The following is a 24933-nucleotide window of genomic DNA, read 5'->3' on the forward strand; positions in this document are numbered from 1 at the left end:
AACAACAACGGGCCCAAAGGCCCGTTGCAGATGACGTGACGCGCGCGTCAGGCGACGCCGTAGCTCATCAGGCGCTCGTAGCGACGTTCAAGCAGCTTGGCAGTATCCAGCTTGTGCAGGCTTTTGAGCTGGGCGACCAGCTCCTGGCGGATCGACTCGGCGGCGGCAGCCGGGTCGCGATGGGCGCCACCCAGCGGCTCGGTGATCACCTTGTCGACGATACCCAGGCCCTTCAGGCGCTCGGCAGTGATACCCATGGCCTCGGCCGCATCCGGGGCCTTTTCGGCGGTCTTCCACAGGATGGAAGCGCAGCCTTCCGGTGAGATCACCGAGTAGGTGGAGTACTGCAGCATGTTCAGCTGGTCGCACACGCCGATGGCCAGAGCACCGCCGGAGCCACCCTCGCCGATCACGGTGGCGATGATCGGCGTCTTCAGGCGCGCCATCACGCGCAGGTTCCAGGCGATGGCCTCGCTCTGGTTGCGCTCCTCGGCATCGATGCCCGGGTAGGCACCGGGGGTGTCGATGAAGGTGAGAATCGGCAGCTTGAAGCGCTCGGCCATTTCCATCAGGCGGCAGGCCTTGCGATAGCCCTCGGGACGCGGCATGCCAAAGTTGCGGCGTACCTTCTCGCGTACCTCGCGGCCCTTCTGGTGGCCGATGACCATCACCGGCTGGCCATCCAGGCGCGCGGTACCGCCAACGATGGCGGCATCATCGGAGAAATGGCGATCACCATGCAGTTCGTCGAACTCGGTGAAGATGTGCTCGATGTAGTCGAGGGTATAAGGACGGCGCGGGTGGCGCGACAGCTGGGAGATCTGCCAACTGCTGAGGTTGCCGAAGATGGTCTCGGTCAGCGTGCTGCTCTTGTCCTGCAGACGGGAGATCTCGTCACTGATGTTCAGCGCGTTGTCGTTGCCCACCAGGCGCAGCTCTTCGATCTTGGCTTGCAGGTCGGCGATCGGCTGTTCGAAGTCGAGGAAGTTCGGGTTCATAGGCGTCCGTCTAGCATCGGCGGCCCCGGGGGCCGGGCGGTGTTCCATGTGGCGCCTACCTTAAGGGATAGCGCGCCCCTGGTCGAGACCGAGACGGCGAGCCCGAGGCCCGCCCCTCAGCGGTATTGGAGGAAGACGTTGTCTTTGCCGAACTGGTCACGCAGCGCCTGGATCAGGTTGTCCGCCGGATCGATGCGCCACTGCTCGCCGAACTGCAGCACCGCCTTGGCCTCGCTGCCGCTGTAGTCCAGGGTCAGCGGACAGGCACCGCGATGCTTGGCGAACAGCTCGCCGAGCCAGCGCAGACGATCCCCCTGCAGCGCTTCGCGCGGCGCGCGGATGCGCAGGCTCTCGGCCAGGCCGGTACGCGCCTCCTCCAGGCTCATCACCCGCTTGGCGCGCAGCCGCAGGCCACCAGAAAACTCGTCGTTGCTGATTTCCCCTTCGACCACCACCAGTGCATCGGTCTGCAGCAGCGCCTGGGCGCTGGCGAAGGCATCGGCGAACAACGACGCCTCGATCCTTCCGGAACGGTCATCGAGGGTGATGAAGCCCATCTTGTCGCCTTTCTTGTTCTTCATCACCCGCAGCGCCACGATCAGGCCGGCGATGGTCTGGGTATCGCGCGCGGCACGCAGCTCGACGATGCGCTGGCGGGCGAAGCGGCGCACCTCACCCTCGTACTCGTCGATCGGGTGGCCGGTAAGGTACAGACCAAGGGTGTCCTTCTCGCCTTTCAGGCGCTCCTTGATCGACAGCTCGCGCGCCTTGCGATGGTTGGCGTAGACGTCCGCTTCGGGCTCGGCGAACACCCCGCCGAACAGGTCCATGTGGCCGCTGTCATGGCTGCGCGCGGTCTGTTCGGCGGCCTGTACCGCTTCTTCCATGGCCGCCAGCAACACGGCGCGGTTGAGGTCGACGCTGGCCTGGTAGGCCTTGAGCTCGTCCTGGTAGTAGGGGCCGAGGCGGTCCAGCGCGCCGGAGCGGATCAGCGCCTCCAGGGTGCGTTTGTTGATGCGCTTGAGGTCGACGCGGTTGCAGAAGTCGAACAGGTCCTTGAACGGTCCACCCTCCGCGCGGCACTCGACGATGGCCTCCACCGGCCCCTCGCCCACACCCTTGACCGCGCCCAGGCCGTAGACGATGCGCCCGTCGTCGTTGACGGTGAACTTGAACTCCGAGGTGTTCACGTCCGGCGCATCGATGCGCAGCTTCATGTTGCGGCATTCCTCGATGAGGATCACCACCTTGTCGGTGTTGTGCATATCCGCCGACAGCACCGCCGCCATGAACGGCGCCGGGTAGTGCGCCTTGAGCCAGGCGGTCTGGTAGGAAACCAGGCCGTAGGCAGCCGAGTGCGACTTGTTGAAGCCGTAACCGGCGAACTTTTCCACCAGGTCGAATATGTTGCCCGCCAGGTCGGCATCGATGCCGTTGTTGGCGCAGCCCTCGATGAAGCCACCGCGCTGCTTGGCCATCTCCTCGGGCTTCTTCTTGCCCATGGCGCGGCGCAGCATGTCGGCGCCGCCGAGGGTGTAGCCGGCCATCACCTGGGCGATCTGCATCACCTGCTCCTGGTACAGGATGATGCCGTAGGTGGGCTTGAGCACCGGCTCCAGGCCCGCGTACTGGTAATCGGGGTGCGGGTAGGAGAGCTGCTCGCGACCGTGCTTACGGTTGATGAAGTCGTCCACCATGCCCGACTGCAGCGGACCGGGGCGGAACAGCGCCACCAGTGCGATCATGTCCTCCAGGCAGTCCGGCTTGAGCTTCTTGATCAGCTCCTTCATGCCGCGCGATTCGAGCTGGAAGACCGCGGTGGTCTCCGCCTTCTGCAGCATGTCGTAGGTCTTCTTGTCATCCAGCGGGATGAAGTCGATGTTGATCAGCTCTTCGTCAGAGGCACCATCGCGCTTCTGGATGCGATGGATGGTCTCCATCGCCCACTTGATGATGGTCAGGGTGCGCAGGCCGAGGAAGTCGAACTTCACCAGGCCGGCCTGCTCGACGTCATCCTTGTCGAACTGGGTGACCAGGCCGCCACCTTCTTCATCGCAGGAGGTCGGCGCGAAGTCGGTCAGCTTGGTCGGCGCGATCACCACGCCACCGGCGTGCTTGCCGGTGCCGCGGACGATGCCTTCGAGCTTGAGCGCCATGTCCCAGATCTCCTGGGCTTCCTCATCGCTCTTGAGGAAGTCACGCAGCACTTCTTCCTGCTCGTAGGCAGCTTCAAGGGTCATGCCGACTTCGAAGGGAATCATCTTCGACAGGCGGTCAGCCAGGCCGTAGGACTTGCCCTGCACCCGCGCCACGTCGCGCACCACCGCCTTGGCCGCCATCGAGCCGAAGGTGATGATCTGGCTCACCGCGTTGCGTCCGTACTTGTCCGCGACGTAGTCGATTACCCGGTCGCGGCCGTCCATGCAGAAGTCGACGTCGAAGTCGGGCATGGAAATACGTTCGGGGTTGAGGAAGCGCTCGAACAGCAGGTCATAGGCCAGCGGGTCGAGGTCGGTGATCTTCAGCACGTAGGCCACCAGCGAGCCGGCACCCGAACCCCGGCCCGGCCCCACCGGCACACCGTTGTTCTTCGCCCACTGGATGAAGTCCATCACGATGAGGAAGTAACCGGGGAAGCCCATCTGAATGATGATGTCGAGCTCGAAGTTGAGGCGGTCGACATAGACCTGCTTCTTGGCTTCGTAATCCGGCGTGTCCTTGGGCAGCAGAACGCGCAGACGCTCCTCCAGGCCCTCGAAGGAAGCATGCCGAAGGTAGTCGTCGATGCCCATGCCGTTGGGCGTGGGGAAGTCGGGGAGGAAGTACTTGCCCAGTTGCACCTCGATGTTGCAGCGCTTGGCGATCTCCACCGTGTTCGCCAGCGCCTCGGGCAGGTCGGAGAACAGCTCGGCCATCTCTTCCGGCGTCTTGAGGTACTGTTCCTCGGAGTAGTTGCGCGGCCGCCTCGGGTCGTCGAGGGTACGGCCCTCGCCGATGCACACGCGGGTCTCGTGCGCCTCGAAGTCGCCCCGCTTGAGGAAGCGTACATCGTTGGTTGCCACCAGCGGCACGCCGGTGCGCCCGGCCAGTTCGACAGCCGCGTGCAGGTGCTCCTCGTCATTGACCCGGTTGGTGCGCTGCACTTCCAGGTAGAAGCGCTCGGGGAATACCGCCAGCCACTCGTTGAGGATGGCCTCGGCGCGGTCGCTCTCGCCGGCCAGCAAGGCCATGCCCACCTCGCCCTCGCGCGCGCCGGACAGGGCGATCAGGCCTTCGGCGGCCTCCTTGACCCAGTCGCGCTGGATGATCACCAGGCCGTTGTCCTGGCCCTCGGCCCAGCCACGGGAAATAAGCTCGGTGAGGTTGCGGTAGCCCTTGGCGTTCATCACCAGCAAGGTCAGGCGCGACAGCGGGCCATCCTCATCCGGGCTGGCCAGCCAGATATCGGCGCCGCAGATCGGCTTGATGCCGCCCCCCATGGCCGTCTTGTAGAACTTCACCAGCGAGCACATGTTGCTCATGTCGGTGACCGCCACGGCCGGCATACCGGCGCCGGCCACGGCCTTGACCAGAGGTTTGACCCGCACCAGGCCGTCGACCAGGGAGAACTCGGTGTGCAGGCGCAGATGGACGAAGCTGGCGGTCATGGCAATCCCGTTGGTGACACAAAAACGATAAGGCCCGGATTGTACCGGGCCTGCTTACAAAGGGCAGCTTGAGAGTCGTCGCTCAGCTACCTTCCAGCACCGCGCGCACCGGGGCGAACGAACGCCGATGGATAGGCGTCGCCCCCAAGCGCTTGAGCGCTTCCAGGTGCACCGGCGTCGGGTAGCCCTTGTGCCCGCCGATGCCATAGCCGGGGTAGAGCTTCTCCATCTCGGCCATCTCGCGATCACGACTGACCTTGGCCAGGATGGAAGCAGCAGCGATGGCCGGCACCTGGGCATCACCACCGACCACCGGCGCGCTGGGCACCGCCAGCTTGGGGCAGCGGTTGCCGTCGATCAGCGCCAGTTTTGGCGTGATGCTCAGGCCTTCGACGGCGCGCTGCATGGCCAGCATGGTGGCATGCAGAATATTCAGCTGGTCAATCTCCTCGACCTCGGCGCGGGCAATGCACCAGGCCAGGGCCTTTTCGCGGATCTCGTCGAACAGCTTCTCGCGGCGCACCTCGGTCAGCTTCTTCGAGTCGTTGAGACCAACGATGGGACGAGCAGGATCGAGAATCACCGCGGCGGTCACCACCGGGCCACAGAGCGGGCCGCGACCGACCTCGTCGACGCCGGCGACCAGTTCCTCGACCAGCGTGAAATCCAGACCCAGCTGCATCAGGCCTGCCCGACCAGCTTGAGCACGGCGTCAGCGGCCTGCTGCGAGGCATCCTGGCGCAGCGCGCGGTGGATCACGTCGAAGCCCTCGGTCTGCACCGCGCCGTCGTCCAGCAGCGGCGCCAGCGTCTGGGCCAGGGCGTCCGCTGTCGCGGCATCCTGAATCAGCTCGGGCACCAGCAAACGCTCGGCCAACAGGTTGGGCAACGAAATATAGGGGCTCTTCACCAGACGCCTGAGGATGCGATAGGTCAGCGGCGCCACCTTGTAGGCCACCACCATCGGGCGTTTGTGCAGCAGAGCTTCCAGGGTGGCGGTACCGGAGGCGATCAATACTGCGTCGCAGGCGGCCAGCGCTTCATGGGAGCGGCCATCGAGCAACAGCAGCGGCAGGTTGCGCCCGGCCAGCATGGCCTCCAGCTGCGCGCGACGCTCGGCATTGGCACAGGGCAGCACGAAGCGGATACCGGGGCGCAACGTGCGCAGGCGCTCGGCGGCATCGAGAAACAACGCCCCGAGGCGTGCCACTTCGCCCCCCCGGCTGCCCGGCAGCAATGCCACCACCGGCTCATCCGGCGCCAGGCCGAGCGCCTCACGGGCGCCGACGCGGTCGGCCTGCAGCGGTATGGTATTGGCCAGCGGATGACCGACGAAGCGCACCGGCACCTGGTGCTCCAGGTAAAAACGCGCCTCGAAGGGGAACAGCGTCAGCATCAGGTCGCAGGCATCACGAATCTTCAGCACGCGCTTCTGCCGCCAGGCCCACACCGAGGGGCTGACGTAGTGGACGGTCTTGATGCCGGCCTGACGCAGCTTGAGCTCGAGGGTCAGGTTGAAATCCGGAGCATCGATGCCGATGAAGACGTCCGGCTGGGCGGCGATAAGCTCCCGGATCAGGCGCTTGCGCCGTGCCAGCAGCTCGCGCAGGCGCCCCAGCACCTCGACCAGCCCCATCACCGCCAGGCGTTCCATGGGGAACGCGGAGACAAGCCCTTCGGCCTCCATGCGCGGGCCGCCGACACCGATGAATTCGACCTGCGGATGTTGCTGCTTGAGCGCCTGCATCAGGCCGGCGCCGAGGATATCACCGGAGGCCTCGCCGGCCACCAGCGCCACGCGAAGAGGGCGACTCATATCAGCGGGTGATGCCGCGGGTCGAAGCCTGAACGGAATCGCGGAACACCGCGACTTCCGGGAACTGGGCAGCGGACTCGGCCAGCTCGGCCAGTGCCTGCTCGACGGTCAGGCCCTGACGATAGACCACCTTGTAGGCACGGCGCAGGGCGGCGATGGCCTCGGCACTGAAGCCGCGCCGACGCATGCCCTCGAAGTTCATGCTGCGCGCCTCGGCGGGGTTGCCGAAGACAGTGACGTAAGCCGGTACGTCCTTGCCGATGGCCGTGCCCATGCCGGAAAAGCTGTGGGCGCCGATGCGGCAGAACTGGTGAACCAGGGTGAAACCGGAGAGGATCGCCCAGTCGTCGACCCAAACATGGCCGGCCAGCGCGGTGTTGTTGACCAGGATGCAGTGGTTGCCGATCACGCTGTCGTGGCCGACATGCACATAGGCCATCAGCAGGTTGTGACTGCCGATGGTGGTTTCGCTACGATCCTGCACGGTGCCACGGTGGATGGTCACGCCTTCGCGAATCACATTGTGATCGCCGATCACCAGCCGCGTGGGCTCGCCCTTGTACTTGAGGTCAGGGGTGTCCTCGCCCACCGAGGAGAACTGGTAGATCTTGTTGTGCTTGCCGATCACGGTCGGCCCCTTGAGCACGACATGCGGACCGACCACGGTACCCTCGCCGATTTCCACATCGGGCCCGATGATCGACCAGGGGCCGACCTGGACATCCGCAGCCAGCTTGGCCGACGGATCGATGATGGCGCGAGGGTCGATCAGACTCATAGCTTGCGTTCCGCACAGATGATTTCGGCCGAGCAGACTTCCTTGCCATCGACGCTGGCACGGCACTCGAACTTCCAGATGCTGCGCTTGACGCTCAGGAAGCGGGCTTCAAGCACCAGTTGGTCGCCCGGCAATACGGGCTGGCGGAAACGCAGCTTGTCCGAGCCCACGAAATAATAGAGGGTTCCGTCGGCCGGTTTCACGTCGAGCATCTTGAAGCCGAGGATACCGGCAGCCTGGGCCATCGCCTCGATGATCAGCACGCCCGGCATGATCGGGTGCTCGGGGAAGTGACCGTTGAAGAAAGGCTCGTTGATGCTGACATTCTTGTAGGCGCGAATGGTCTTGCCTTCGATATCCAGCTCGGCAACGCGATCCACCAGCAGGAAGGGATAGCGGTGCGGCAGGTATTCGCGAATCTCGTTGATGTCCATCATGTGCGTAAAGCCTTTACTTAAAGTGGGGGCGTGCCTCAGGCACGATCAGGCATCAGATGAGGCCTGGTCGTCCGGGGTCACGGCGGCGAGGCGCTTTTCCAGCTCGCGCAGGCGCTTCGCCATGTCGTCCAGTTGACGGATACGGGCCGCGCTCTTCTTCCAGTCGGCCGCCGTCTGCATGGCGGTACCGGAAGAATAGGCGCCCGGCTCGGTGATCGAGCGGGTGACCATGGTCATGCCGGTGACGAACACGTTGTCACACACCTCGATGTGGCCAACCATGCCGACACCACCGGCGATCATGCAGTGCTTGCCGATCTTGGTGCTGCCGGAAATCCCGGCGCAGCCGGCCATCGCGGTGTGATCACCGATCTGCACGTTGTGCGCGATCATGATCTGGTTATCCAGCTTCACGCCGTTACCGATGACGGTATCGGCCAGGGCGCCACGGTCGATGGTGGTATTGGCGCCGACTTCCACGTCGTCACCCAGCACCACGCCACCGATCTGCGCGATCTTCTGCCAGACCCCCTTGTCGTTGGCAAAGCCGAAGCCCTCGCCCCCGAGCACGGCGCCGGACTGGATAACCACGCGCTTGCCGATCTTCACGTCGTGATACAGGGTCACGCGCGGCGCCAGCCAGCCGCCCTCGCCGATTTCGCTGCGTGCACCGATGACGCAATGCGCTCCAATGCTCACGCCAGCGGCAATACGCGCACCACTCTCGATCACCGCGTAGGCACCGATGCTGGCGCTCGGGTCGACCTGCGCATCAGCCGCCACCAGTGCGGTAGGGTGCACGCCAGCGGGCGCCACCGGCTTGCGGTCGAACAGATGCGAGAGTTCGGCAAAGGCCAGATAGGGATTGGCCACCAGCAGCGCGTCGCCCGCGTAGCCTTCGGCATCGGCGGCGGTCAGCAGCACGACTCCGGCGCGGGTCTCGGCGAGAAACTTGCGGTACTGCGCATTGGCCAGGAAGCTCAGCTGATCCGGACCGGCATCCTGCAGGGTTGCCAGACCACGGATCGGCTTGTCCACGGCACCACGCAGGGTGGCGCCGAGACGCTCGGCCAGCTGACCGAGGGTAAATACCGGTGCGCTCATGATCAGCGCTGCGAGTTCATGCGCTCGATGACCTGACGAGTGATCTCGTACTGCGGCTTGACGTCGACCACGGCGCCACGCTCGAGCACCAGATCGTAGTTACCCTGCTTGATCACTTCCTCGACGGCCTTGTCCAGCTTCGGCTTGAGCTGCTTGAGCATGTCGCGGTCGGAGATGGCCTTGGCTTCATTCAGCTCCTTGGACTGGAACTGGAAGTCACGCGCCTTCTGTTTGAACTCCAGCTCCAGACGCTCGCGCTCGGCCTGCTGCATCTTCTCGGCATCCTTCACCAGGCGATCCTGAATACGCTTGGCATCGGCTTCCAGCTGCTTGAGCTTGTTCAGCTGCGGACCGAACTTCTTCTCGGCATCCACGGCATATTTCTTGGCGGCGTCCGACTCGAGCAGGGCCATCTGATAATTCATCACCGCGATTTTCATCTCGGCGAAGGCCGGGGTCGCCATCATGGCTGCTGCGACCAGAACCAGTTGAGTCAACTTACGCACGATGCACTCCTGCAACAAAACACGTTGTCTAGCAAATTAGAAAGTTTGGCCCAGCGAGAACTGGAATATCTGGGTATCCGCTTCTTCCGGCTTCTTGATCGGCGCCGCCAGGCTGAAGCTCAGGGGCCCCATCGCGGTAACCCAGGTCACCCCGACACCCACGGAGCTCGCCAGATCGCCGAAGTCGATGTTGTTGCAGCTCGGCGACGAGGAGGAACAGGAGGTGTCGTACACATTACCCACGTCCCAGAACAGTGCGGTCCGCAGGGAGCGCTGATCCTTGACGAACGGCAGCGGGAACAGCAGCTCCGCGCCACCCTGGATCAGGACGTTGCCACCGAAAGGCAGCGGGTCCTGATCCGGGTCGGTGAAGCGGCCGTCTGCACCGGCGGTGCCGTCGGTAATAATCGATCCGTCAGCACGACGCGCAACGCTAGGCGTACTGCGCGGCCCCAGGCTGCTGTCCTCGAAACCGCGCACCGAGTTGAAACCACCGGCGAAGTAGTGCTCATAGAACGGCAGTTCGGAGGTGGAGCCATAGGCATCACCGAAGCCCAGCTCGGTATGGAAGCGCAGGGTGTACTTGTCGTTGATCGGGGTGAACAGCTGGCCGCGGTAGTCAAGCTTGAAGAACGACAGGTCACTGCCCGGCACGGTGCTTTCCAGCACCAGGCTTTGCGAGTGACCACGGTTGGCCAGCACACCGCGATTCAGCGTCGACTCGGACCAGCCGATGGAGGCCTTAAGGTTCAGGTAGCTATCACCCTCCTCCTCAAGAAACTTCATGATTTCGTCGACCGTGTAGTCGCCGGTATCGATGCTGTCCTGCTGAATGGTCAGCCCATAGGTCAGGCGCGAGGTTTCGCTGATCGGATAACCGATGCTCATGCCGGCACCGTAGCTGTCCACCGCATAGCTCGATACGTCGACATCGAGGTCATCGTAGTCAGTGGTGCGATAGAAGGCGTTGTAACCCAGGCTGACGCCATCGACGGTCCAGTAGGGGTCGACGAAGCCGAAGCTGTAGCGGGTCTGGTATTCGGAGCGAGTCAGGCCGACGCTGACCTTGTTACCGGTACCCAGGAAGTTGTTCTGGCTGATCGAGCCACCCAGGATCAGACCGGCGTTCTGGGCGAAACCGACGCTGGCGGTGATGGAGCCGGACGGCTGCTCTTCAACGCTGTAGTTGACATCAACCTGGTCGTCGGTGCCTGGAACCTGCGGGGTCTCGACGTTGACTTCCTTGAAGTAGCCAAGGCGTTCCAGACGCACCTTGGACTGATCGATCAGGTAGGTGGACGCCCAACCGCCTTCCATCTGGCGCATCTCGCGACGCAGCACTTCGTCTTCAGTCTTGGTGTTGCCACGGAAGTTGATGCGGTTGACGTAGGCACGCTTGCCCGGGTCGACCACAAAGGTGATGGCGACGGTCTTGTCTTCGTCGTTGGGCTGCGGCACACCGTTGACGTTGGCGAAGGTATAGCCCTCGTTACCCAGACGACGGGTGATCAGCTCGGAGGTGGTGGTCATCACCTTGCGCGAGAAGACCTGTCCTTCCTTGACCAGCAGCAGCTTCTCGATTTCTTCCTGCGGCACCTTGAGGTCACCGGAAAGCTTTACTTCGCTGACGCTGTATTTCTCGCCTTCTTCGACGTTGACGGTGATATAGACGTGTTTCTTGTCCGGGGTGATGGATACCTGGGTGGAGGAGATATCCATATTGATGTAGCCGCGGTCCAGGTAGTAGGAACGCAGACGCTCCAGGTCACCGGACAGTTTCTCGCGGGCGTACTTGTCGTCGTTCTTGAAGAAGGACAGCCAGTTGGTGGTCTTCAGCTCGAACAGGGTGGTCAGGTCTTCATCCGGGAAGACGCTGTTGCCGACCACGTTGATGTGCTGGATGGCGGCGACCGAGCCTTCGTTGATGGTGATCTTCAGCGCCACACGGTTGCGCGGCTGCGGAATCACTTCAGCCTCGATTTCGGCGGAGTAGCGGCCCTGGGCCACATACTGGCGCAGCAGCTCGTTGCGCACGCCTTCGAGGGTGGCGCGCTGGAAGATCTCGCCTTCGGCAAGGCCGGACTGCTGAAGACCTTTCATCAGGTCTTCGGTGGTGATCGCCTTGTTACCCTCGATCTCGATGGTGGAGATCGACGGGCGCTCGGTCACGTTGACCACCAGCACGTCGCCTTCGCGGCCCAGCTGGATATCCTGGAAGAAGCCGGTCTTGAACAGCGAGCGGGTGGCCTCACCGAGGCGACGCTCGTCGACCTGATCACCGACGTTCAGCGGCAGGGCACCAAACAGGCTGCCGGCGGAAACCCGCTGCAGGCCGTTGACGCGGATATCTGAGATGGTGAAGGACTCGGCGTGAACTTCGGCGATCATCAGCGCGGCGAGCACCGCAGGTAGCAGCAGACGTTTCATGAAGTCCTTTCTTATTCCAACTGATAATAAAGAAACTGCCGCGAAACGCGGCAGATTCGGAATTCAGCTATTCGGTTACAGACGGCTCAAATCATTGACCAGGGCCAGCAACATAACCCCCAGCACCAGACTGATACCGATCTGAATGCCCCAACCCTGCACCCGCTCGGACAGTGGGCGACCACGCACCCACTCGACCAGGTAAAACAGCAAATGCCCCCCATCCAGCACGGGAATGGGCAGCAAATTGAGAACCCCCAGGCTAATGCTCAGATAGGCGAGGAAATTGAGGAAATCCGCCACGCCGGACTGAGCCGAAGCGCCCGCCACTTTAGCAATGGTTATCGGCCCACTCAAGTTTTTTACCGAGAGCTCGCCGAACAGCATTTTCTTCAGCGAATCAAGGGTTAGCACGGTCATGCCCCAGGTACGCCGAAGGCTTTCGGCGACGCCCTCGAGCGGACCGAAGCTGACCTCGCGGAGCATGCGGGCCGGCCACTCCCCACCCTTGACGCCCACCCCCAGATACCCGGCGCGAGCCTCGCCCTCGCCTTTTGCGGCCAGCGTGATCGGCAGCTCGAGCTGTTCGCCGTTGCGCGTCAGACGCAAGGCAACGACTTCACCCGGACGCTTGCGCACCCAGTCAACCACTTGCTGCCAGTCATCCACACGCTGCTCACCCAACGCCAGCAGACGATCCCCCAGACGCACGCCAGCGGCCTGCGCCGGCCCTTCCGGATCCAGCTCGCTGACCACCGGATCGGTGGCCGGACGCCAGGGGCGAATGCCCAGCGACGCCAACGGATCCGGCTCGTCGACACCACGCAACCAGTCGTGCAGCACCAGCTGGCGACTGGACACCAGCGAAGCGCCGTCGTCACGCACCTGCACCTCGACGATGCCGCTCTCGCCCAGACGACGCACCAGCTGCAGGTTGACCGCCGACCAGCCCGAGATCAGCTCACCATCAATGGAAACGATTTCCTGCCCAGCCCGCAGCCCCGCGCTTTCAGCCAGACTGCCCGGCTCGACCTGACCGATCACCGGGCGCACCTGCTGCACACCCAGCATGGCGATGATCCAGAAGAACAGGATGGCCAGCAGGAAATTAGCGATGGGACCGGCAGCAACGATGGCGATGCGCTGGCGCACCGACTTGCGATTGAAGGACTGATCGAGCAGCTCGGGCGGCACATCGCCCTCGCGCTCGTCGAGCATCTTCACGTAGCCACCCAGCGGAATGGCGGCGACAACGAACTCGGTGCCCTGGCGGTCATGCCAGCGCAGCAGCGGGCTACCAAAACCGACGGAGAAACGCAGCACCTTGACCCCACACCGTCGGGCCACCCAGAAGTGCCCGAATTCGTGGAAGGTAACCAGAACCCCGAGGGCGATCAGGGTGCCGACGATCATGTACAGCGCGCTCATTGCCTCTTCCTCCGAGCCTCAACGCCCGTGGCGATTCAACCAGTCATTGGCCAGGGCTCGCGCCCGGGCATCCGCCGCCAGCACGGCATCCAGGTTTTCGACCGCAGCCGAAGCCTCGCGATCCAGGGTGTCATCGATGATACGCGCGATCTCGGGAAAGCGGATGCGCCGCTCGAGAAACGCTGCCACGGCCACTTCGTTGGCCGCATTGAGCCGAGCCGGAGCACAGCCTCCCGCCTCGGCCGCCTGGCGCGCCAGACGCAGACAGGGGAAACGCTGCTCGTCGGGGCGCTGGAAATCCAGGCGCGCCACGGCAAACAGGTCGAGCGGCGCCACCCCGGAATCGATACGTTCCGGCCAGGCCAGGGCATTGGCGATGGGCGTGCGCATGTCCGGATTGCCCAACTGAGCCAGCACCGAACCGTCGACATAGTCGACCAGCGAGTGGATCACGCTCTGCGGGTGGATCACTACCTCGACCTGAGCCGGTCGCGCATCGAACAACCAGCAGGCCTCGATCAGCTCCAGCCCCTTGTTCATCATGCTCGCCGAATCCACCGAGATCTTGCGCCCCATGGACCAGTTCGGATGGGCACAGGCCTGCTCGGGGGAGACTTTCTCCAGCTGATCCAGCGGTGTTTCGCGGAAAGGACCGCCGGAGGCGGTCAGCAGGATGCGCCGCACGCCCACCGCCTCCAGACCGCGCACATAGTCGCCGGGCAGGCACTGGAAGATGGCATTGTGTTCGCTATCGATTGGCAGCAAGGTTGCGCCATGCTCGCGTACCGCCTGCATGAACAGAGCGCCGGACATCACCAGCGCCTCCTTGTTGGCCAGCAGCACCTTCTTGCCCGCACGCACGGCCGCCAGGGTCGGCTTGAGGCCGGCAGCGCCAACGATGGCCGCCATCACCGCATCCACCTGCGGATGAGACGCCACCTCGCACAGCGCATCCTCACCCACCAGTACCCGCGTCGGCAGGCCAGCAGCATTCAGCGCAGCCTGCAAACGCCCCGCACTAGCCTCGTCGGCCACCACGGCGAACTGCGGGCGATGCCTGACACAGAGCTGCTCCAGCTCGGCCATCCGGGAAAAGCCGGTCAACGCGAAGGCCTGGTAACGCTCGGGATGACGCGCGATGACATCGAGGGTACTGAGCCCGATGGAGCCGGTGGCTCCGAGCACGGTGATCTGCTGCGGCTGAGTCACTGCGCGCCCCACCCCGCCAACCAGAGCAGTACCGCAAACAGCGGAACGGCCGCCGTCAGGCTGTCGATGCGATCGAGCACGCCACCATGACCCGGCAGCAGATTGCTGCTGTCCTTGATCCCGGACTGACGCTTGAACATGCTCTCGGTCAGGTCACCGATCACCGACACTGCCACCACCAAGGCGGCACCGCCCAGCGCCAGCAGCAAGCCATTTACCTGCCAGCCCTGCTGCAAGCCAACCACCAAAGTGATCAGCAGACTGGCAGCCAGGCCACCGTAGAAGCCCTCCCAGCTCTTGCCGGGACTGACCCGCGGCGCCAGCTTGCGTTTGCCGAACGCCTTGCCGGCAAAGTAGGCGCCGATGTCGGCCCCCCACACCAGCACCATCACGGCAATGATCAACGCATTGGCCTGCGGCCACTGCTTGAGCTGCACCAGACCCTGCCAGGCTGGTAGCAGAATCAACAAACCAATCAGCAGCTTACCGAGCAGCCCGCCCCAGTAGCGACTGCTCCGCGGATAGCTGAGCACCAGCAAGGTCGCCGCCAGCCACCAGAGTACCGCGGCACCCAGCAACCAGGGCGCCAGCGCCGGCACCAGCCAGGCACCATAGAGCAGCGCCGCAACCACAGACGCATAGGCCACCCGTTGCGGCTGGCCCGCCAGGCCAGCCAGGCGCGCCCACTCCCAGGCACCCAGGGTGACGACGGCGCCGATGAACAGCGCGAACCATGCGCCGTCGAGCAGGAAGAAGCCGCCCAGGGCTATAGGCAACAGGATCAGGGCAGTGATGATGCGCTGCTTCAGCATTGACGAGCCTCGGCTTCCACCTGCTCGCTGGTCTTGCCGAAGCGGCGCTGGCGCTTGGAAAAATCGGCCAGCGCCTTGCGCATGGCCTCGTGCTTGAAATCCGGCCAGTACAGGTCGGAGAAATACAGCTCGGAATAGGCGAGTTGCCAGAGCAGGAAGTTGCTGATGCGGTGCTCGCCACCAGTGCGGATGCACAGATCCGGCAACGGTAGGTCACCCGTGGCCAGGCAACCCTGCAGCAGCCCGGGAGTGATGTCCTCCGGCTGCAGGTGGCCAGCTTGCACCTCGCGCGCCAGACGCTGGGCAGCCTGGGCGATGTCCCACTGACCACCGTAGTTGGCGGCGACCTGCAGCACGAAACGGCTCTCGCCGGCCGTCTGCTGCTCGGCTTCGCGCATGGCGGCCTGCAGCTCTGGATGGAAGCGCGAACGATCGCCAATGATGCGCAGGCTGATGGCGTTTTCCTTCAGCTTGCGCGCCTCACGGCGCAGGGCCGAGAGAAACAGCTCCATCAGTGCGCCGACCTCCTCGGCCGGGCGCTGCCAGTTCTCGCTGGAGAAGGCGAACAGGGTCAGCACTTCCACGCCGGCCTCGGCACACACTTCGATGACCGCACGCACCGCATCGACGCCGGCCTTGTGCCCAGCCACACCAGGCAGAAGACGCTTCTTCGCCCAGCGGTTGTTGCCGTCCATGATGATGGCAACGTGGCGCGGCACCAGCGCCGAGGCTTCCTGCTTCGCCTTGTTCACATCACACCGCCATCAGATCGGCTTCTTTGACTTCCAGGGCCTTGTCGACTTCGGCAACGAACTTGTCGGTGAGCTTCTGCACCTCGTCGGCGGCGCGGCGCTCCTCGTCCTCGCTGATTTCCTTGTCCTTGGACAGCTTCTTCAGCTCGGCCAGGGCATCCCGACGCACGTTGCGCACGGCCACCTTGGCATCTTCGGCCACGCCACGCGCCTGCTTGGTGTAGCCCTTGCGGGTTTCCTCGGTCAGGGCCGGCATCGGCACACGGATGGTGGCGCCAGCGCTGCTCGGGTTCAGACCGAGGTCGGAGGTCATGATGGCCTTCTCGATTGCGGCGCTGAGGGTCTTATCGTGGGCGACGATCTTCAGGGTGCGGGCATCTTCCACGGTGATCGCAGCAACCTGATTCAGCGACATCTCGCTGCCATAGGCCGGAACCTTGACGCTGTCCAGAATGCTCGGGTGCGCGCGACCGGTGCGAATGGAAGCCAGGTTGCGTCCCAGGGACTCCAGGGTTTTGACCATACGCTCCTGGGCGTCTTTCTTGATCTCGTTGATCATTGTGCATCCTCCTCGATCAGGGTTCCTTCGGCACCGCCCACCACGATATTGAGCAGGGCGCCAGGCTTGTTCATGTTGAAGACCCGCAGCGGCATCTTGTGGTCGCGTACCAGGCAGATGGCCGTCAGGTCCATCACGCCCAGCTTGCGGTCGAGCACCTCGTCATAGGTCAGGCGCTCGAATTTTTCCGCATTGGGATCCTTGAAAGGATCGGCAGTGTACACGCCATCGACCTTGGTGGCTTTCAGCACCAGATCGGCATCGATCTCGATGGCACGCAGGCAGGCCGCCGAATCGGTGGTGAAGAACGGGTTACCGGTGCCGGCGGCGAAGATCACCACCTCGCCCGCGGACAGGTGGCGCATGGCCTTGCGACGATCATAGTGATCGGTTACACCCACCATGGAGATGGCCGACATCACCAGCGCCGGGATATTCGAGCGCTCCAGCGCGTCGCGCATGGCCAGAGCGTTCATCACGGTGGCCAGCATGCCCATGTGGTCGCCGGTGACACGGTCCATGCCGGCGGCGGACAGCGCCGCACCGCGGAACAGATTGCCACCACCGATCACCAGGCCGACCTGCACGCCGATGCCGACCAGCTGGCCAACCTCCAGCGCCATGCGATCCAGCACCTTGGGATCGATGCCGAACTCCTCCGACCCCATCAGGGCCTCGCCGCTTAACTTGAGCAGAATGCGTTTATAGCGAGGTTGACGACCACTCACCTGCTGAGCCATTGCGTATCTCTCCTGCGGCGTTGTTTGGCTGTTCATTTTACCCGGCAGTCAGACCACTGCCCGGTGAATTCGTGCGGGATGCTCCCGCGCTTTGCAAAAGAGGCTGCACGCGTGAGCGGGCAGCCTCTTCTGTTCAACAGTTTGAAACCGTCTTACTGCTTGGCAGCGGCTACCTGAGCAGCAACTTCTGCAGCGAAGTCAGCCTCGACCTTCTCGATGCCCTCGCCCACTTCGAAGCGGATGAAGGAAACGATTTCGGCGCCGGCTTTCTTGACCAGGTCACCGACCTTGACTTCCGGATCCATGACGAAGGCTTGCTCGACCAGGCTGGCTTCGGCCAGGAACTTGGCGATACGACCCTTGACCATGTTCTCGACGATGTTTTCCGGCTTGCCGGCGATCTTCTCGGCGTTCAGCTGCAGGAAGATTTCCTTTTCCTTGGCGATCAGCTCTTCGGAAACGTCCGACGGGCTCAGAACGGCAGGGTTGGAAGCAGCGACGTGCATGGCAACGTGCTTGGCCAGTTCTTCGTTGCCGCCTTTCAGGACAACCAGAACACCGATGCGGTGGCCGTGCAGGTAGGAACCAACGACATCACCTTCAACAGCGGCCAGACGACGGATGTTGACGTTCTCGCCGCACTTGGCAACCAGAGCCTCACGAGCAGACTCGCGGGAAGCGATCAGCGGAGCGGCTTCGGTCAGCTTCTGCGCGAAGGCTTCATCCAGGCTCTCCTTGACGAAGGCCTTGAAGTCGTCCTGCAGAGCCAGGAAGTCGGTCTGCGAGTTGACTTCGATCAGCAGGCCACGGCCACCTTCGACGCGGGCGGCGATGGCGCCTTCAGCGGCGACGTTACCGGCTTTCTTGGCGGCCTTGATAGCACCAGAAGCGCGCATGTCGTCGATGGCCTTCTCGATGTCGCCACCGGCGGCAACCAGGGCCTTCTTGCACTCCATCATGCCTTGGCCGGTGCGCTCGCGCAGTTCTTTAACCAGGGCTGCAGTGATTTCTGCCATGTTCCTAATCCTCTTGAAGTGGTGTTCAACCATTCAACCCGGCCACGCCGGGCACAAAATTCGTAAGTGGCAAAAAGGGGGCCTAGCCCCCTTCTCGCACAACGGGATGCTCGATCCCGTTATCAGCCTTCGCTGACCTCGGAGGCGGCTTCTTCGACGAACTCGTCGGCGCCACCAGCGGAGTTACCACGACCACGGATCACGGCATCAGCCATGGCACCCATGTACAGCTGGATGGCGCGGATGGCGTCGTCGTTACCCGGGATGATGTAGTCAACGCCTTCCGGGCTGCTGTTGGTATCGACAACGCCGATGACCGGGATGCCCAGCTTGTTGGCTTCGGTGATAGCAATGCGCTCATGGTCAACGTCGATCACGAACAGAGCGTCCGGCAGGCCGCCCATGTCCTTGATGCCACCCAGGCTGCGATCCAGTTTTTCCAGATCACGGGAACGCATCAGCGCTTCTTTCTTGGTCAGCTTGGCGAAGGTGCCGTCCTGGGACTGGGTTTCCAGATCGCGCAGGCGCTTGATCGAAGCACGGATGGTCTTGTAGTTGGTCAGCATGCCGCCGAGCCAGCGGTGGTCGACATACGGAGAACCGCAACGTGCAGCTTCTTCAGCCACGATCTTGCCGGCGGAGCGCTTGGTGCCAACGAACAGGATCTTGTTCTTGCCAGCAGCCAGCTTCTCAACGAAGGACAGAGCTTCGTTGAACATCGGCAGGGTTTTTTCGAGGTTGATGATGTGAATCTTGTTGCGCGCGCCGAAAATGTACTTGCCCATTTTCGGGTTCCAGTAACGGGTCTGGTGGCCGAAGTGCACACCGGCCTTCAGCATATCGCGCATATTGACTTGGGACATGATAGTTCCTTGATAAGTCGGGTTAGGCCTCCACGCATCCCAATTTCCAACCCTTGCGGGCACCCAGGAAATCGTGTCGATACGTGTGCGGGTTAATGCTTCACGAGCCCTCAGCCCGTAAAGCGGCGCGTTTTATACCACACAAAGGCGCAGCAAGCTAGCCGAAAGGCACTTTGGTCCTGCGCCGCCGCCCGCCAGCTTTCTTTGTTAGAATCGCCACCTTCCCAGATATGCCTAGCGCCACCGGCGCCGAGAGAGACCGCATGACCGTCACCATCAAGACGCCCGACGAAATCGAAAAGATGCGCGTAGCCGGCCGCCTGGCCGCCGAAGTGCTGGAGATGATCGGCGAGCACGTCAAGCCCGGCGTTACCACCGAGGAAATCGACCGCATCTGCCACGACTATATCGTCAACGTGCAGAAGGCCATCCCCGCCCCGCTCAACTACGGTGCCGCACCGGGCCGCCCTGGCTTCCCCAAGTCGATCTGCACCTCGATCAACCATGTGGTCTGCCATGGCATCCCCAACGACAAGCCACTGAAAGACGGTGACGTGCTGAACATCGACGTCACCGTGATCAAGGACGGCTACCACGGCGACACCAGCAAGATGTTCATGGTCGGCAAGGTGCCGGAGTGGGCGCAGCGCCTGGCCCAGGTCACCCAGGAATGCATGTACAAGGGCATCCAGCTGGTCAAGCCGGGCGCACGCCTGGGCGATATCGGCGAGGTGATCCAGAAGCACGCCGAGAAGAACGGCTTCTCGGTGGTACGCGAGTACTGCGGCCACGGCATCGGCGCGGTGTTCCACGAGGAGCCGCAGGTCCTGCACTACGGCCGCGCCGGCACCGGCGTTGAGCTCAAGGAAGGCATGACCTTCACCATCGAGCCGATGATCAACCAGGGCCGCCCGGAAACCCGCCTGCTCGGCGACGGCTGGACCGCCATCACCAAGGACCGCAAGCTCTCGGCCCAGTGGGAACACACCGTGCTGGTTACCGCCGACGGCTACGAGATCCTCACCCTGCGCAGCGACGACACCCTGCCGCGCACCTCGGCCTGAGTTCAATACATATATAGAGAAGGTAGGCACGCATGCCGCAGATGGACCCGGAGTTGTTTGACCGCGGCCAGTTCCAGGCGGAACTGGCGCTCAAGTCCAGTCCCATCGCCGCCTTCAAGAAGGCCATCAAGCAGGCGCGCGAGGTGCTCGATGGGCGCTTTCGCGAGGGCCGCGATATCCGTCGCCTGGTCGAGGACCGCGCCTGGTTCGTCGACCAGATTCTCCAGGAAGCCTGGAAACGCTTCGACTGGAGCGAGGACGCCGACATCGCGCTGCTGGCCGTCGGCGGCTACGGCCGTGGCGAACTGCACCCGAATTCCGACATCGACCTGCTGATCCTGCTCGACAGCGCCGACCACGAGGTCTTCCGCACGCCGATCGAGGGCTTCCTCACCCTGCTCTGGGACATCGGACTGGAAGTCGGACAGAGCGTGCGCTCGGTCGCCGAGTGCGCCGAAGAGGCACGCGCCGACCTGACGGTGGTCACCAACCTGATGGAAAGCCGCACTATCGCCGGCCCCGAACACCTGCGCCAGCGTATGCAGGAAGTCACCGCCAGCGACCGCATGTGGCCGAGCAAGGAGTTCTTCCTGGCCAAGCGCAAGGAAGCCAAGGCGCGCCACGCCAAGTACAACGACACCGAGTACAACCTGGAGCCCAACGTCAAGGGTTCGCCCGGCGGCCTGCGTGATATCCAGACCATCCTCTGGGTGGCGCGTCGCCAGTTCGGCAGCCTCAACCTGCACTCCCTGGTGCAACAGGGTTTCCTGGTCGACAGCGAGTACGGCATGCTGGCTGCCAGCCAGGAGTTCCTGTGGAAGGTGCGCTACGCCCTGCACATGCTGGCCGGGCGCGCCGAAGACCGCCTGCTGTTCGACCATCAGCGCAAGATCGCCGCCCTGCTCGGCTTCGAGGACGGTGAAGGAAAGCTGGCCGTCGAACGCTTCATGCAGAAGTACTACCGGGTGGTGATGGGCGTTGCCGAGCTGTCCGAGCTGATCAACCAGCACTTCGAGGACGTCCTCCTGCGCGAGGGCGAGCGCGGCGCGGCACAGCCGCTGAACAGCCGCTTCCAGGTCCGCGACGGCTATATCGAGGTCACCAGCCAGGGCGTATTCAAGCGCACGCCCTTCGCCATCCTCGAGGTGTTCGTGCTGATGGCCCAGCACCCCGAGATCAAGGGCGTGCGCGCCGACACCATTCGCCTGCTGCGCGACAGCCGTCACCTGATCGACGACGACTTCCGCCGCGACATCCGCAATACCAGCCTGTTCATCGAGCTGTTCAAGTCACCGCAGGGCATCCACCGCAACCTGCGCCGGATGAACCGCTACGGCATCCTCGGCCGCTACCTGCCGGAGTTCGGCCATATCGTCGGGCAGATGCAGCACGACCTGTTCCACATCTATACGGTGGACGCGCACACGCTCAACCTGATCAAGCACCTGCGCAAGCTGAAATGGCCAGAGCTGGCGGAGAAATTCCCGCTGGCCAGCAAGGTCATCGACAAGCTGCCCAAACCCGAACTGATCTACATCGCAGGGCTCTATCACGATATCGGCAAGGGCCGTGGCGGCGACCACTCGGAGCTCGGCGCGGTCGATGCCGAGGCCTTCTGCGCCCGCCACCAGCTGCCCGCCTGGGACAGCCGCCTGATCACCTGGCTGGTGCAGAACCACCTGGTGATGTCGACCACCGCCCAGCGCAAGGACCTCTCCGACCCGCAGGTGATCTTCGACTTCGCCCAGCAGGTCGGCGACCAGACCCGCCTCGACTACCTCTACGTACTGACCGTGGCCGACATCAACGCCACCAACCCCAGCCTGTGGAACTCCTGGCGCGCCAGCCTGCTGCGCCAGCTGTATACCGAGACCAAACGCGCCCTGCGCCGCGGCCTTGAGAACCCGCTGGACCGCGAGGAGCAGATCCGCCAGACGCAGAGCGCGGCGATCGACATCCTGGTGCGTGGCGGTATCGACCAGGACGACGCCGAGCAACTATGGAGCCAGCTCGGCGACGACTACTTCCTGCGCCACACCGCCGCCGACGTGGCCTGGCACACCGAAGCCATCCTCCAGCACCCGGCCGGCAAGGACCCGCTGGTCTTGATCAAGGAGACCGCCCAGCGCGAGTTCGAGGGCGCCACCCAGATCTTCATCTACGCCCCGGACCAGCACGACTTCTTCGCCGTGACCGTGGCCGCCATGGACCAGCTCAACCTGAACATCCATGACGCCCGGGTGATCACCTCCACCAGCCAGTTCACCCTCGACACCTACATCGTGCTGGATGCCGACGGCGGCCGTATTGGCGACAACCCGGCGCGCATCAAGCAGATCCGCGACGGCCTGGTCGAGGCCCTGCGCAACCCGGACGAGTACCCGGCGATCATCCAGCGCCGCGTGCCGCGCCAGCTCAAGCACTTCGCCTTCGCCCCACTGGTGAGCATCCACAACGACGCGCAGCGCCCGGTCACCGTCCTGGAGATCACCGCCCCCGACCGCCCCGGCCTGCTGGCGCGGATCGGCAAGATCTTCCTCGACTTCGACCTGTCGCTGCAGAACGCCAAGATCGCCACCCTCGGCGAGCGGGTGGAGGACGTGTTCTTCATCACCGACGCCCACAACCAGCCGCTGGCCGACCCCGAGCTGTGCGCACGCCTGCAGGACGCCATCGTCCAGCAGCTGTCGCAGGCCAATGGCGAGAACGTCAGCCTCGGCTCCATCAGCATCTGAACCCGGCCGGGCGCCACGCGCCCGCCCCGCAAGCGCCCGAAGAGACACCATGAACCACGCCCTGACCCAGCTGCAGCCCTACCCCTTCGAGAAACTGCGCGCCCTGCTCGCCGGCGCCCAGCCGCCCGCCGACAAGCGACCGATCGCGCTGTCCATCGGCGAGCCCAAGCACAAGTCGCCGGACTTCGTCGCCCAGGCGCTGGCGAACAACCTCGACCAACTGGCCGTGTACCCCACCACCCTGGGCATTCCGGCGCTGCGCGAAGCCATCGCCACCTGGTGCGAGCGTCGCTTCGGCGTGCCGAGCGGCTGGCTGGATGCCGCCCGCCACGTGCTGCCGGTCAACGGCACCCGTGAGGCGCTGTTCGCCTTTACCCAGACAGTGGTGCAGCGTGACGTTGGCGGACTGGTGGTCAGCCCCAATCCGTTCTATCAGATCTACGAAGGCGCGGCGCTGCTGGCCGGCGCCGAGCCGCACTACCTGCCGTGCCTGGAAGACAACGGCTTCAATCCGGACTTCGACGCCGTTCCGACCGACATCTGGCAGCGCTGCCAGATCCTCTTCCTGTGTTCGCCAGGCAACCCCACCGGCGCCCTGGTACCGATGGAGCAGCTGAAGAAGCTGATCGCCCTGGCCGACGAGCACGACTTCGTGATCGCCGCCGACGAGTGCTACAGCGAACTGTATTTCGACGAAGAGAATCCGCCACCCGGCCTGCTCAGCGCCTGCGCCGAGCTCGGCCGCAGCGACTTCAAGCGCTGCGTGGTGTTCCACAGCCTGTCCAAGCGCTCCAACCTGCCGGGCCTGCGCTCGGGTTTCGTCGCCGGCGATGCCGAGATTCTCAAAGCCTTCCTGCTCTATCGCACCTATCACGGCTGCGCCATGCCGGTACAGACCCAGCTGGCCAGCATCGCCGCCTGGCAGGACGAGGCCCACGTGCGCGCCAATCGCGACCAGTACCGCGCCAAGTACGACGCGGTGCTGGAGATCCTGCAACCGGTGCTGGACGTGCAGCGCCCGGACGGCAGCTTCTACCTGTGGGCCAGGACCCCGGGCGACGACACGGTGTTCACCCGCGAGCTGTTCGCCCGCGAGCATGTCACCGTGGTGCCAGGCTCCTACCTGTCACGCGAAGTGAACGGCGAGAACCCTGGCGCCGGGCGTATCCGCATGGCCCTGGTCGCGCCGCTGGCCGAGTGCATCGAGGCGGCGCAGCGCATCCGCCACTTCCTGCAGGGCTGATTACTTGGCCTGGTGACCGACCCGCAGGGCGTGGACGGTCACCCGCCCGCCCTCGGTGGCCGGCCCCTGGTTGTCCGGGATGTAGTTGCCGGCCTTGAAATAGAAAGCCTTCTTAGCCCAGGCCGTGTTTATGGTAGTGCTGTACTGCAGGCCGGCGACCTCAACATCCAGTCGCCCATTGGGCGAAACCTTGAAGCTGTAGTCGAACGCCGTGTCCAGCGGCATGCTCTTGTAGGTCAACACCACCGGGCTGCTGGCATCGCTGGGCTTGCGGCGCAGCGTCACGTCGAGGTAGCCGACGCCGCGGTCCATGCGGTAGCTGAGCTTGAGGAAGGGGTAGGGATTATCCTTGGCGTGGATCTGCCCGATGATCACCGCGCCTACCGACGGCAGCTGATTCACCTCCATCCGCGCACTCAGGGTGGCCGTACCCTCGGTGTACTTCCAGTTGCGCGGCGTGCCGTCGGCATAGGCCTCGCGCAGCTCGGTGCGCGGATAATCGCTGAGGTTGGTACTGGTGCCGCTGACCGGCGCCCAGAAGCGGATGGAGCTGCCATCCGGCTTGAAATACTGGTCGCTGTATCCTGCCACCAGCCGCGGGCTGGTGATCACGACTACGGGGTCCCCTTCAGGGATCGACAGATCCCAGTGGCCAAGGTCGATCATGGTGTGCACCTCTCTACGTCGCACGCCACGCAGGATAGGGAGAGGCCATCGATAGATTTTTCGATTGCATCGCATAACGAAGTGTCATTCGTCAGGCGCCACACTTCCGCCGCAACGTCCATTAACAGCGCGGT

The 24933-nt window shown here is 63.7% G+C and carries 21 protein-coding genes; 3 read left to right on the top strand and 18 right to left on the bottom strand.

Annotated features, from left to right (window positions below; genetic code table 11):
• Nucleotides 1-47: 47 nt before the first annotated feature.
• The 17 genes from ACOAPY_RS15940 to rpsB form a co-directional block, all read right to left on the bottom strand.
• Nucleotides 48-998, bottom strand: a complete 951-nt coding sequence (locus ACOAPY_RS15940; RefSeq protein ID WP_465153957.1) for an acetyl-CoA carboxylase carboxyltransferase subunit alpha — start codon at nucleotides 996-998, stop codon at nucleotides 48-50.
• Nucleotides 999-1114: 116 nt separating this feature from the next.
• Nucleotides 1115-4645, bottom strand: a complete 3531-nt coding sequence (dnaE, locus tag ACOAPY_RS15945) for a DNA polymerase III subunit alpha (protein ID WP_465153958.1) — start codon at nucleotides 4643-4645, stop codon at nucleotides 1115-1117.
• 82 nt (nucleotides 4646-4727) lie between these two features.
• On the bottom strand, nucleotides 4728-5327 hold the full coding sequence (rnhB, locus tag ACOAPY_RS15950; protein ID WP_465153959.1) for a ribonuclease HII: 600 nt from the start codon (nucleotides 5325-5327) through the stop codon (nucleotides 4728-4730).
• Complete coding sequence (gene lpxB, locus ACOAPY_RS15955) at nucleotides 5327-6460, bottom strand: lipid-A-disaccharide synthase (protein WP_465153960.1); 1134 nt, start codon at nucleotides 6458-6460, stop codon at nucleotides 5327-5329. Before lpxB ends, rnhB begins: the two co-directional genes overlap by 1 nt.
• A gap of 1 nt (nucleotide 6461) precedes the next feature.
• Nucleotides 6462-7238 carry an acyl-ACP--UDP-N-acetylglucosamine O-acyltransferase gene (gene lpxA, locus ACOAPY_RS15960; RefSeq protein WP_021701231.1) on the bottom strand — a complete coding sequence of 259 codons (777 nt, stop codon included), beginning with the start codon at nucleotides 7236-7238 and terminating at the stop codon, nucleotides 6462-6464.
• The gene (gene fabZ, locus ACOAPY_RS15965; protein WP_021701230.1) at nucleotides 7235-7675 is read right to left on the bottom strand and encodes a 3-hydroxyacyl-ACP dehydratase FabZ; all 441 of its coding nucleotides are present in this window, start codon (nucleotides 7673-7675) and stop codon (nucleotides 7235-7237) included. Before fabZ ends, lpxA begins: the two co-directional genes overlap by 4 nt.
• Before the next feature lie 45 nt (nucleotides 7676-7720).
• A complete protein-coding gene (lpxD, locus tag ACOAPY_RS15970; RefSeq protein ID WP_465153961.1) occupies nucleotides 7721-8779 on the bottom strand; it encodes a UDP-3-O-(3-hydroxymyristoyl)glucosamine N-acyltransferase in 1059 nt (352 codons plus the stop codon).
• Nucleotides 8780-8781: 2 nt separating this feature from the next.
• Nucleotides 8782-9285: an OmpH/Skp family outer membrane protein gene (locus tag ACOAPY_RS15975; protein WP_021701228.1), complete on the bottom strand. Its 504-nt coding sequence runs from the start codon at nucleotides 9283-9285 to the stop codon at nucleotides 8782-8784.
• Nucleotides 9286-9321: 36 nt separating this feature from the next.
• Nucleotides 9322-11712, bottom strand: coding sequence for an outer membrane protein assembly factor BamA (gene bamA, locus ACOAPY_RS15980; RefSeq protein WP_465153962.1), 2391 nt, complete (start codon nucleotides 11710-11712; stop codon nucleotides 9322-9324).
• A gap of 75 nt (nucleotides 11713-11787) precedes the next feature.
• Nucleotides 11788-13140: an RIP metalloprotease RseP gene (rseP, locus tag ACOAPY_RS15985; protein WP_465153963.1), complete on the bottom strand. Its 1353-nt coding sequence runs from the start codon at nucleotides 13138-13140 to the stop codon at nucleotides 11788-11790.
• Nucleotides 13141-13158: 18 nt separating this feature from the next.
• The gene (gene ispC, locus ACOAPY_RS15990; protein WP_465153964.1) at nucleotides 13159-14349 is read right to left on the bottom strand and encodes a 1-deoxy-D-xylulose-5-phosphate reductoisomerase; all 1191 of its coding nucleotides are present in this window, start codon (nucleotides 14347-14349) and stop codon (nucleotides 13159-13161) included.
• On the bottom strand, nucleotides 14346-15161 hold the full coding sequence (locus tag ACOAPY_RS15995) for a phosphatidate cytidylyltransferase (protein WP_465153965.1): 816 nt from the start codon (nucleotides 15159-15161) through the stop codon (nucleotides 14346-14348). Before ACOAPY_RS15995 ends, ispC begins: the two co-directional genes overlap by 4 nt.
• The gene (gene uppS, locus ACOAPY_RS16000) at nucleotides 15155-15913 is read right to left on the bottom strand and encodes a polyprenyl diphosphate synthase (protein ID WP_465153966.1); all 759 of its coding nucleotides are present in this window, start codon (nucleotides 15911-15913) and stop codon (nucleotides 15155-15157) included. The genes ACOAPY_RS15995 and uppS overlap by 7 nt, the downstream gene beginning before the upstream one ends.
• Nucleotide 15914: 1 nt before the next feature.
• Nucleotides 15915-16472 carry a ribosome recycling factor gene (frr, locus tag ACOAPY_RS16005; RefSeq protein WP_465153967.1) on the bottom strand — a complete coding sequence of 186 codons (558 nt, stop codon included), beginning with the start codon at nucleotides 16470-16472 and terminating at the stop codon, nucleotides 15915-15917.
• Entirely contained in the window at nucleotides 16469-17212 is a 744-nt protein-coding gene (pyrH, locus tag ACOAPY_RS16010) for a UMP kinase (protein WP_021701221.1), read from the bottom strand. Before pyrH ends, frr begins: the two co-directional genes overlap by 4 nt.
• Nucleotides 17213-17364: 152 nt before the next feature.
• The gene (gene tsf, locus ACOAPY_RS16015; protein WP_076579605.1) at nucleotides 17365-18228 is read right to left on the bottom strand and encodes a translation elongation factor Ts; all 864 of its coding nucleotides are present in this window, start codon (nucleotides 18226-18228) and stop codon (nucleotides 17365-17367) included.
• Nucleotides 18229-18350: 122 nt separating this feature from the next.
• A complete protein-coding gene (gene rpsB / locus ACOAPY_RS16020; RefSeq protein WP_465153968.1) occupies nucleotides 18351-19091 on the bottom strand; it encodes a 30S ribosomal protein S2 in 741 nt (246 codons plus the stop codon).
• Nucleotides 19092-19354: 263 nt separating this feature from the next.
• Between rpsB and map the strand changes: the two genes are divergently transcribed.
• Genes map through dapC form a run of 3 tightly spaced genes read left to right on the top strand, consistent with a single transcriptional unit; the run spans nucleotide 19355 to nucleotide 24133 of the window.
• The gene (map, locus tag ACOAPY_RS16025) at nucleotides 19355-20155 is read left to right on the top strand and encodes a type I methionyl aminopeptidase (RefSeq protein WP_021701218.1); all 801 of its coding nucleotides are present in this window, start codon (nucleotides 19355-19357) and stop codon (nucleotides 20153-20155) included.
• A 32-nt stretch (nucleotides 20156-20187) separates the two neighbouring features.
• Nucleotides 20188-22890, top strand: coding sequence for a [protein-PII] uridylyltransferase (locus ACOAPY_RS16030; RefSeq protein WP_465153969.1), 2703 nt, complete (start codon nucleotides 20188-20190; stop codon nucleotides 22888-22890).
• A gap of 49 nt (nucleotides 22891-22939) precedes the next feature.
• The gene (gene dapC, locus ACOAPY_RS16035; RefSeq protein ID WP_465153970.1) at nucleotides 22940-24133 is read left to right on the top strand and encodes a succinyldiaminopimelate transaminase; all 1194 of its coding nucleotides are present in this window, start codon (nucleotides 22940-22942) and stop codon (nucleotides 24131-24133) included.
• Here the strand turns inward: dapC and ACOAPY_RS16040 are convergent, their stop codons facing one another.
• Nucleotides 24134-24799 (bottom strand): polysaccharide lyase family 7 protein, encoded by a 666-nt coding sequence (locus ACOAPY_RS16040; RefSeq protein ID WP_465153971.1) that lies wholly within the window; start codon nucleotides 24797-24799, stop codon nucleotides 24134-24136.
• Nucleotides 24800-24933 lie beyond the last annotated feature (134 nt).

Source organism: Pseudomonas stagnisoli, assembly GCF_048595745.1.
GTDB classification, from domain to species: Bacteria; Pseudomonadota; Gammaproteobacteria; order Pseudomonadales; family Pseudomonadaceae; genus Aquipseudomonas; species Aquipseudomonas alcaligenes_A.